We start from the raw sequence: 8231 nt of genomic DNA on the forward strand, positions 1-8231 counted from the left end.
CTTCGAGATGATACGCAACGCGATCCGGGCCGAGAGTCCGGTCGCCTGATCCAGTCCATCGATTGATGCGGCGGCTCCGAGGCTCGCGGGTTGCGGCGGCTCCACCGACACTTCGAGCGCAAGGCCATACACCCGATCTCTGTCTGGTCGACGCTGGAGCGGCCGCGGGAGTCCTTCTCAGACTTCAGGCACTTCGCCGGCGCCGCTGCCATGAGCGGGGCGTGGCCGTAGGCGGGGTGCGGAACGGTCAAGGCCAGCAGCGACGCCGCCAACAGTGGCGACCAGGCGGTGGCGGGCGAACTCACCGGTCAACCGCCGTCACGGGTCCGATCCTCGTGCCCGTCGCGGGCAGGTACCTCGCCATGCTGGTCGATCCGGCGGTCAGTCGTCGCAGTGCATCGAACGTGGGCGCATCAACCATGAGTTGCCAGTGCGGCGTCATACCCGGCCTCTCGACGGTGTACCGGCAATGCACCGCCTCGGACGGCGGCGGCTACTGCGCGAGGAGGCGCGAGGCAATGTGCTTCATGAGCTCGTTGATCGAGCGCTCCCCGTCGACCGCGCCGGGTAACCGGCCGCGTTTCACCCGCTGGTGGGCACAAGTCGTACCGCAGAAACGAACCAGCACATTATGGCGAGCCAACCCCTCGCATCATATGGGGTCGTCAGGCTCGGTGGTAGTCAGTCTCGGGGCGCGAGTACAGGCACTCGGCGCGCGTGAATGACAGTGGGATCCCGTCGGCACGGGTGCGGGAGCTGCTCCTGCTCCAGTCCGGCGAGGAGGAGTTCGCCTCGGCGGTGGCCGACATCGACAAGCGCCTACGAGCGGAGATCAGGGAGCGGCAGCGGCACCGCGAACGGATAGCCCGCCTCGCCTCCGGGGGCAACCTGGCGCTGCCCGCGGAGGTGGTCGAGTTCCTCGACCGGCTGCGGGCGCTCGGGGTCGACGCCCACTGGCACCACCCGGTGCGGTGCTGTCGGTCGCAGGGTGGTGTCCGGCCGGTTCCTGACCTCGGCAGCATGTGCGTCTCCGGCCTGCAGGCACGGTCTCAGGGGTCGGAACTGCTCAAGTTCATGCCGCCGTCGGCAGTGATCGGCTGCGGCTGCCAGGCTCGGCTCATCGGCTGTCCGGCCTCAGAGCGAGCCGCGGCCACCGGAGTGGCGTACGGGTCGGCGACCGAGGAGGTCTTGGCGTGCGGCCATGCCTGGTGAAGCGCCATTCCCGCGTCGCCGTATCCGTACCTGTGCTGCCCGCTCCTCCCCCATCACCTCGCACCGCCCGGGCCAGCATTCGGGCCTCGCCGATCTCGCACTCCGGAGAGTGATCGCCCTCGGATCTGTCCCGCTGATCAGTGCCGATGGCGGGCCGGTCGGTTCCATCGCGTGTTGCCTGTGTCAGTGAGCCGCCGCAGCTCTTCCATGGCGCTGTTCCAGAGGCTATGAGATTCGGGTCAGCAGTAGAGCCCGAGGAAGATACCGCCCGGCGTGTTGAGGTCGTCGTTGTACAGGTGGAAGGCGCGGATGGACCTGGCAACCTCCCGCTGGGAGATGAAGGCGTCGCCGTCCAGGTCCAGTCGGCGGAAGATGATCGTGGCGTCAGAGCTGGAGATCTTGCAGAATTCGAGATACCTGGCGAACTCGTCCCTGTTGATCCGCTTGTCGGCGTCGACGTCCAGGACATTGAAAACGGCCTGCGCGAGGTCCTCCAGCAGCTGCGCCGCATCCGTGCCGTAACCCACGGCGCGGTGCGCTGCGACGAACTCGTTCTGGGACAGACGGTCCCGCCCGGGGTTCGCCTGCGACAGGAGTCCCAGCCACTGCGCCCAGTACGCCCTCTCCAGGTGCTTGATCCTGACGTCGCTGTTCGCCAACGCGTAGCCGGCCGTATACCTGTCCACGATCTGCTGGTAATTACCCCAGGTCACGAAACCCTCTTCGTCGGTGTCAAGGACTGCGAAGAGCCGCTGCAGCCGACGGGTGATCGGATCGGACGTCACCATGCGTTCCGTGTCCTCTCGCTAGATCTCATTGATGATGGCCCATGCCTGCTGCTTGCGGTCCGGACCGCGAACGAGGGCTTTGACGTACCAGACGTCCAAAGGGTGCCAGAGGTTCATCCCTCACCGAACGATCACGCGATGAGCCGGTCGATGTGGACGTGGTGCCGGCGGACGAGTCCGTGGGAGGTGAGAAGGCCCGGGGCGGCTGAGACGTGAGCCGGCCTCGGGACGGTCAACGGAATGCCGCCCAAATCTGGCTCAGGGAATCGCCGTCGCAGACGACGGCCCATTGTTGCTGACGTCCTGTTGCTGACGTCCTTCTGATAACTGATCCACAAACCAAGACGTGATCCTGATGACGCGACAGGCTCGTCATCAGCGATCCGTCATGACTCGGCCGACCGATGTCAGAGGCGCGTCATGAGACGCCGGTAGACGCGCGGGCGGGGAATAGCTTCTATGTCGCGTCCCCATGTGCCTCCCCGCACCAGGGGCATCACCCGCCACTCGTGGTTCCTCCAGGAGGTTCCCATGTGTTTGTTCTTGTACGACGACGACCCTGAGCCCGAGCAACGGGTCCCGGCCGGACCTCTGTATGTACCGGTCCGGCCGGGGCCCGCCCGTGCCGCACTCCGGCTGTTCCGTACCCCGCTGGGCGCTCGCACCGCCGCCGGCTTCACCAGCCCGGCCCTGCTCGCCGCGACCTTGGGGCGCGATCAGGCCTGGATCGCGCTCTCCGAGCCCGCTCTTCGCGGCATGGCCGAACCGCTCGGCGTGACCCGGCTGACCCTCGACCCGATGCTCAGTCTTCCGACGGTCCGGGCGGCCACCGCACCCGCCAGTGTTGTCGCACCGCTCGGGGCGCCCGAAACCTCGACCCGTGCCGCGTAAGGGGAAAGCCGGCATCATGACGACCATTACTCTCGCCGCCGAACCATCCACCGGGGACGATCTGTCCATATGGCCAGGCTCATCGACCCCACTCCCCCATGGCCATCTCGCTGTCGGCGGGGTGGATCTGGCCGAGGTCGCCGAGCGGTTCGGCACCCCTGCATACGTCTTGGACCAGGGCGAGGTGCGCGAGCGTTGCCGGACGTACCGGAACGCCTCCCCGGAGGCTGAAGTCCTCTACGCCGCCAAGGCATTCCTCTCCCGCGCCATGGCGCGTTGGGTGGAGGAGGAAGGTCTCGGACTGGACGTGTGCTCGGCCGGGGAGCTCGAACTCGCCGTGACGGTCGGGTTCCCGGCCGACCGGATCGTGCTCCACGGCAACGCCAAATCACCTCACGACCTTGATGCGGCTCTGCGGCTCGGTGTCGGACGGATCGTCATCGACAGCCTGTCCGAGATCGCCCGGCTGGCAGCCGCGGTGGGGCGGAGCGGCAGCCAGAAAGTCATGATCCGTATCGTGCCGGGGGTAACCGCCGGTGGACACACGAAGATCCGTACCGGAACGGACGACCAGAAATTCGGCCTGTCACTCACCGACGGACAGGCTCACCACGCGATCGCCCGCGTTCTCGGGCAGCCGCAGCTTGAACTGACCGGCCGGATCGGTCAGGAATCGAGAAGCGCGGCCATGGAGCCACACCTAGCATCATCGTCATGGACATCAGCATTCACGCGAGCTTCCTCCCCCACGACGACCCGGACGCGTCCCTGGCCTTCTACCGCGACGCTCTCGGCTTTGAGGTCCGCAGCGACGTCGGACAGGGCAAGATGCGCTGGATCACGGTCGGCCCCGTCGGCCAGCCCGGCACCTCCATCCTCCTGGCACCTCCGGCGATCGACCCCGGGGTCTCCGAGGACGAGCGCCGCATCATCGCCGAGATGATGGCGAAAGGCACCTACGGCTGGATCCTGCTGGCCACGCGGGACCTCGACGCCACCTTCGAGAAGGTGTTGCAGGCCGGCGACGCCGAAGTCGTCCAGGAGCCGACCGACCAGCCGTACGGCATCCGCGACTGTGCCTTCCGTGATCCTGCGGGCAACCTGATCCGCATCCAGGAGCTTCGCTGAGCCGTTCGGTCATTGATCCGGGGATGACAGTCGGCGCCGCGACCACCTGCGAAAAACACGACGGCAGCGCCTCCAGGCCGCCGTCCTCGACCACCCCTCGGCGGCCGCACCATCGCAGAGGTGCCGGCGATGCCGGACGCCGAGGGCCGGGCGCGCACCCCTGCCGCCCGGCTGGGGGCGGCGTCTGCCTCGGCATGCACCCCAGGTGCTCATGGACCTCGATGAAAGGGAGCTCTCTCATGTGTCACCCCTCGTGGGGATGTGCACGCATCGCGGCGCAGCGCCTGAGCGACCTCGCGCGACTGCGCCGCGTCCGCGACCGGATCGACCGTGAGTACGCGCAGCCACTGAACGTCGAGTCGCTCGCCCGCGGCGCGCACATGTCCGCCGGACACCTCAGCCGCCAGTTCCGAATGGCCTACGGCGAGTCGCCCTACTCGTACTTGATGACGCGTCGCATCGAGCGCGCGACAGCGCTGTTGCGTCGCGGCGACCTCTCCGTCACCAAGGTCTGCTTCGCGGTCGGCTGCTCATCTTTCTGGGCACCTTCAGCACGCGCTTCACCGAGCTGGTCGGCACCCCGCCACTCGATGCGCATGGGCTACCAGCGCAGAACCCGTATCGCCCGGTCGCACCCCCGTTCCGTTTGCGAGAGGTGCCGCCTGCGACCGCCCGTAGGACGGCTCCAGACCCGCATACATACTGCGGGCAGGGAGGAGAGGAAAATCTTCGCCGGCCGCGAGCCTCAGCAGCGCTCCCGCCACGTACGGCCTGTGCCGCGCCGGTCGGTCAACCCTAGAGCCTGGTGATCTGTGAGCGGGCCGTGTCACATCTCGTGAATTGTGAGCAGGCGGTTGCGGTGGGAGGCGCGACGGGCTCTGGCCAGGAGCCCATGGATTTGGGGTCCTGCCTGTTCGATGCCACTGACGGGAATTGCGAACGGCAGTCGGACATCGAGATGCGTGGTGGGGTATTCCAGGCGCAGGGTCACTCCGTAGCGGTCCATCGCCAGCGGGACAGCGCGCAGCCTGTCTCTCTCCGGCCGCGGATGCACAAGGCGTACCAGGAGTGGGACGAGCTCTCCGTGGCTGTCCACGAGATGCGTCAGCATCTCCGCCTCGCTCATCGCGATCGGGTCCGGACTGGCCGCCCAGAGTTCGTCCAGCGTGATGAAGTGGCGGCCCTCGGCGTCTTCGAGGACTGCCTGCCCGAACTCCATACAGGTGCTTTGGGCCGAGTCGTTGCTGTACGGGGCCGCGAGTAGCCCCGTGAGGGTGACGCGGGCGCGCAGCCGTTCGCGTACGACCGTGGGCGCGATGTCCGTGAGCTCCAGCCGGACCGGGAGGCGCGTGTGCGGCGCGGCCGGAGCGTCCTCGCACGGGGCATGCAGATGGATATGCCCCATCGCTCCCGCGCCGTTGAGCCGGTTGACCTCGGCGTGAAGTCCGTCGCTCACCACTGTCATCGACTGTGCTGCCCGCAGGATCGACTGCACGCGCTCGGCGGGGGTCGACTGCGGGGCACGGGTCCTGTGTGGGCGCATCCAAGTTCTCCAGGGCGATCGAAGAGACCCAGCCAGTAACTTAGGCATGCCTAACTTAACCCAACAGGGGACGATCAGGGAACCACCGCGACCCGGTGCAGTCGGCGCACGCACTCTGCGGAACCTCTGGGCGTAACGGCCTGAGAGCGGGTGGAGGAGATTCAAGTGGAGGCGGACCGGGGCTCGGCCGAACTCGGGTTGGCCGAGGCGCGCCCCATGGCGGCCCAACTGAGTTTGGATCATTCGCAGTTGCAGCACTTGATGACGTCCTCGACAGGGCCCGTGGCGCGGTCCGCGTGCAGTTGGCCCGGCGAGCGGTCCGGGTGCTGTGTCCGCAGGTGCCGACGGGCATGCTTCACCTCGCGGTCAATGGCCCAGGCGTCGGCGACCAGTCCGAGGTGGCCGAGCTTGTCGGGATTGATCACCGTGCGGATGGTCTGAATCTGCCCGTCGAGCACCTCAAGGACAAGGATGTGGAGCACCTTGCCGTCCCGGTCGCGGACGATCGCGCCGGGCTGGCCATTGATCTCGTGCGGCTCGAACGACACGTCGATCCGGATCAGCCAGGTGAAACCCGTACCCAGCAGCCGCGCCACGTTCTTCGCGCCCATGACGGCCTTGGCCAGCTGCGGGGCCTTGCCGCCGCCGTCCCCGACCAACTGCACATCAGCGGCCAGCAGATCCTGCAGCCCGCCCACGTCGCCATCCTTCAGCGCGTCGAAGAACCGCGTCGCCAGCTCCTGCCACTCCTGACGGTCGGCTGCGAACCGCGGTCGCCCGGCCTCCATATGCCGCCTCGCCCGCACCAGCAGCTGCCGGCATGCCGCCTCCGAACGCCCGACCGCCGCGGCGACCTCGTCGAACCCGAAGGCGAACACCTCCCGCAGCAAGAACACCGCCCGCTCCAGCGGGCTGAGCCGCTCCAGCAGAAGCAGTGCCGCCATCGACACCGAGTCGGCCAACTCCACCGACCGCGCCGGATCCTGATACGGATCGCTCAGCAGCGGCTCGGGAAACCACGGCCCGACATACTCCTCCCGCCGCACCCGCGCAGAACGCAGCACATCGATCGAGATCCGTGTCACCGCGGCCGCCAGAAAAGCCTTGGTCGACGTGGGCCGGGTCGCCGAGCCGTCAAAACGCAGCCATGTCTCCTGCACCGCATCCTCGGCTTCACCCACACTGCCCAGAATCCGGTAGGCGATCGAAAACAGCAGCGGCCGCAGTTCCTCGAAATCCTCGACCTTGCTCACGCCAACTCCCCTCCCCTTTATGTGACGCCCTGCCACCCGGCCGTACTCGCCGGCGCACGCGTCTTCTGGTGGTCGTCCGGACAACCATTGGGCCAGGGGAACGTCCCCGAGCCCGGCGGCGCGCGGGGCCCCACAGCCGGGCCCCGCGTCTGTTGCTGTTGCCGTTCAGGGAAACTGCCCGGCCTCATAGCTGCCGGCCGGCTGCTGGGCGATGACGTTCAGCCGGTTCGCCGTGTTCATGAAGGAGACCAGGACCACCAGGGCGGTGAGCTGCTCCTCGTCGTAGTGCTTGGCGGCATACGCCCACACCTCGTGGGTGACCCCGCCGGCCGCATCCGCGATCCGGGTCCCCTGCTCGGCCAGCTCCAGTGCGGCACGCTCCGCCTCGGTGAAGACAGCGGCCTCCCGCCACGCCGCCACCAGATTCAGCCGCACCGAGGTCTCGCCGGCAGCGGCGGCCTCCTTAGTGTGCATGTCGATGCAGACCGCGCAGCTATTGATCTGGCTCACGCGCAGCGCCACCAACTCCTGCGTCGCGGCCGGCAGCGGCGAGTCCTTGAGCACCTTGCCCGCCGCCATGAAGTGCTTGAGGACCTTGCCGGCGGTCGGGCTGGCGAAGTAGTTCAATCGCGCGTCCATGGTGTGCTCCTCCGTGATTGCCAGTAGCTACACCCCCTGAGACGAGGTAGCCCGGCCCCCTGTGACATGGACAGATGTGGCCGCCTCTCCCCGCCACCGGCGCCCGTCAGCCGACGAATTGGCGACACCCTACGATCACGACAACCCGCCAGGTGTCAGCATCAATGACCAAGGCCAAGGCCAGGTCCCCCGAGGCGACCAGCAGTGCCGCATGCGGCGACCAGTCAGCGGAAACGGTCCGGTCCATCAACTCGTCCATCTGAGCCCGGTATTTCACGGGGATCGGCTCAACCGGCGGGAGAACCCCCACCGTGCGCTCTTCGCACGTGGACGGTGGCTCAACGACCCGCAGGGGCCGCTCGCTGACTAGTTGGCCGTCCTCGACGTCGGCACCAAGCCGCGGCCGACCAGTTGGTCTACGGGCAGATGTCCTGCCGCCGAGCGGATACCGCGTCGATTCCCGATGCTCGTAGCCTGCGGGCCAGAAGCTCCATCTCAGGCAGGGTTCCCGAATATGCCCCGGCCAGCACTTGGTGGAGCAGCGCCTTGGTATTCGTGAGGTCGAGGCCGAGTTCGGCCCGTAGCACGCGCATGATCATGGCGTTCTTCGCCGACGGACTTACGACCTCGGGGGCAATAGTGCGCGGGCTCCCCCTCTCTGTCAGCCTTGGGTGAGACGTCTCGCTTCGGCGGGTTAGCCTGAGAGGGCACCGACAGGAGAATCACCCCCTCATGACCAGCACCAAGCCCGCCGGATCCGACCCGGCTCCCAGGCCG

9 protein-coding genes and 2 pseudogenes are annotated in these 8231 nt (G+C 67.5%); 5 read left to right on the plus strand and 6 right to left on the minus strand.

The window, feature by feature from the left end:
- Positions 1 to 717: 717 nt before the first annotated feature.
- The gene (locus tag QMK30_RS38605; RefSeq protein WP_349362151.1) at positions 718 to 1212 is read left to right on the plus strand and encodes a hypothetical protein; all 495 of its coding nucleotides are present in this window, start codon (positions 718 to 720) and stop codon (positions 1210 to 1212) included.
- A gap of 239 nt (positions 1213 to 1451) precedes the next feature.
- Here QMK30_RS38605 and QMK30_RS35515 read toward each other — a convergent pair whose 3' ends face one another.
- Positions 1452 to 2000, minus strand: coding sequence for an EF-hand domain-containing protein (locus QMK30_RS35515; RefSeq protein ID WP_283522475.1), 549 nt, complete (start codon positions 1998 to 2000; stop codon positions 1452 to 1454).
- Between the two features lie 531 nt (positions 2001 to 2531).
- On the opposite strand from QMK30_RS35515, the gene QMK30_RS35520 reads away from it, so the two are divergent.
- The 4 genes and pseudogenes from QMK30_RS35520 (at position 2532) to QMK30_RS35535 (ending at position 4818) form a co-directional block, all read left to right on the plus strand.
- Positions 2532 to 2891, plus strand: coding sequence for an SAV_915 family protein (locus QMK30_RS35520; protein WP_283522476.1), 360 nt, complete (start codon positions 2532 to 2534; stop codon positions 2889 to 2891).
- A gap of 16 nt (positions 2892 to 2907) precedes the next feature.
- Positions 2908 to 3600: pseudogene (locus QMK30_RS35525) on the plus strand (diaminopimelate decarboxylase family protein); the annotation flags it as partial.
- A gap of 5 nt (positions 3601 to 3605) precedes the next feature.
- Complete coding sequence (locus QMK30_RS35530) at positions 3606 to 4019, plus strand: VOC family protein (RefSeq protein ID WP_283522477.1); 414 nt, start codon at positions 3606 to 3608, stop codon at positions 4017 to 4019.
- Between the two features lie 239 nt (positions 4020 to 4258).
- A pseudogene (locus QMK30_RS35535) lies at positions 4259 to 4818 on the plus strand (helix-turn-helix transcriptional regulator).
- Between the two features lie 27 nt (positions 4819 to 4845).
- Here QMK30_RS35535 and QMK30_RS35540 read toward each other — a convergent pair.
- The 5 genes from QMK30_RS35540 to QMK30_RS35560 all read right to left on the minus strand — a co-directional run bounded on the left by QMK30_RS35540 (position 4846) and on the right by QMK30_RS35560 (position 8047).
- The gene (locus tag QMK30_RS35540) at positions 4846 to 5562 is read right to left on the minus strand and encodes a DUF2470 domain-containing protein (protein ID WP_283522478.1); all 717 of its coding nucleotides are present in this window, start codon (positions 5560 to 5562) and stop codon (positions 4846 to 4848) included.
- Positions 5563 to 5801: 239 nt separating this feature from the next.
- A complete protein-coding gene (locus QMK30_RS35545; RefSeq protein ID WP_283522479.1) occupies positions 5802 to 6815 on the minus strand; it encodes an RNA polymerase sigma-70 factor in 1014 nt (337 codons plus the stop codon).
- Positions 6816 to 6980: 165 nt separating this feature from the next.
- Complete coding sequence (locus QMK30_RS35550; RefSeq protein WP_283522480.1) at positions 6981 to 7454, minus strand: carboxymuconolactone decarboxylase family protein; 474 nt, start codon at positions 7452 to 7454, stop codon at positions 6981 to 6983.
- 106 nt (positions 7455 to 7560) lie between these two features.
- Positions 7561 to 7713 carry a hypothetical protein gene (locus tag QMK30_RS35555; protein ID WP_283522481.1) on the minus strand — a complete coding sequence of 51 codons (153 nt, stop codon included), beginning with the start codon at positions 7711 to 7713 and terminating at the stop codon, positions 7561 to 7563.
- A gap of 157 nt (positions 7714 to 7870) precedes the next feature.
- A complete protein-coding gene (locus QMK30_RS35560; protein ID WP_283522482.1) occupies positions 7871 to 8047 on the minus strand; it encodes a hypothetical protein in 177 nt (58 codons plus the stop codon).
- Positions 8048 to 8231 lie beyond the last annotated feature (184 nt).

This window comes from Streptomyces sp. H27-C3, assembly GCF_030063415.1.
Lineage (GTDB): Bacteria > Actinomycetota > Actinomycetes > Streptomycetales > Streptomycetaceae > Streptomyces.

Bases quoted from the DNA above. Each gene is read 5' to 3' on its own strand.
- QMK30_RS35515 (WP_283522475.1), bottom strand. From the start codon at position 2,000: ATGGTGACGTCCGATCCGATCACCCGTCGGCTGCAGCGGCTCTTCGCA.
- QMK30_RS35520 (WP_283522476.1), top strand. From the start codon at position 2,532: ATGTGTTTGTTCTTGTACGACGACGACCCTGAGCCCGAGCAACGGGTC.
- QMK30_RS35530 (WP_283522477.1), top strand. From the start codon at position 3,606: ATGGACATCAGCATTCACGCGAGCTTCCTCCCCCACGACGACCCGGAC.
- QMK30_RS35540 (WP_283522478.1), bottom strand. From the start codon at position 5,562: ATGCGCCCACACAGGACCCGTGCCCCGCAGTCGACCCCCGCCGAGCGC.
- QMK30_RS35550 (WP_283522480.1), bottom strand. From the start codon at position 7,454: ATGGACGCGCGATTGAACTACTTCGCCAGCCCGACCGCCGGCAAGGTC.
- QMK30_RS35555 (WP_283522481.1), bottom strand. From the start codon at position 7,713: ATGGACGAGTTGATGGACCGGACCGTTTCCGCTGACTGGTCGCCGCAT.
- QMK30_RS35560 (WP_283522482.1), bottom strand. From the start codon at position 8,047: ATGCGCGTGCTACGGGCCGAACTCGGCCTCGACCTCACGAATACCAAG.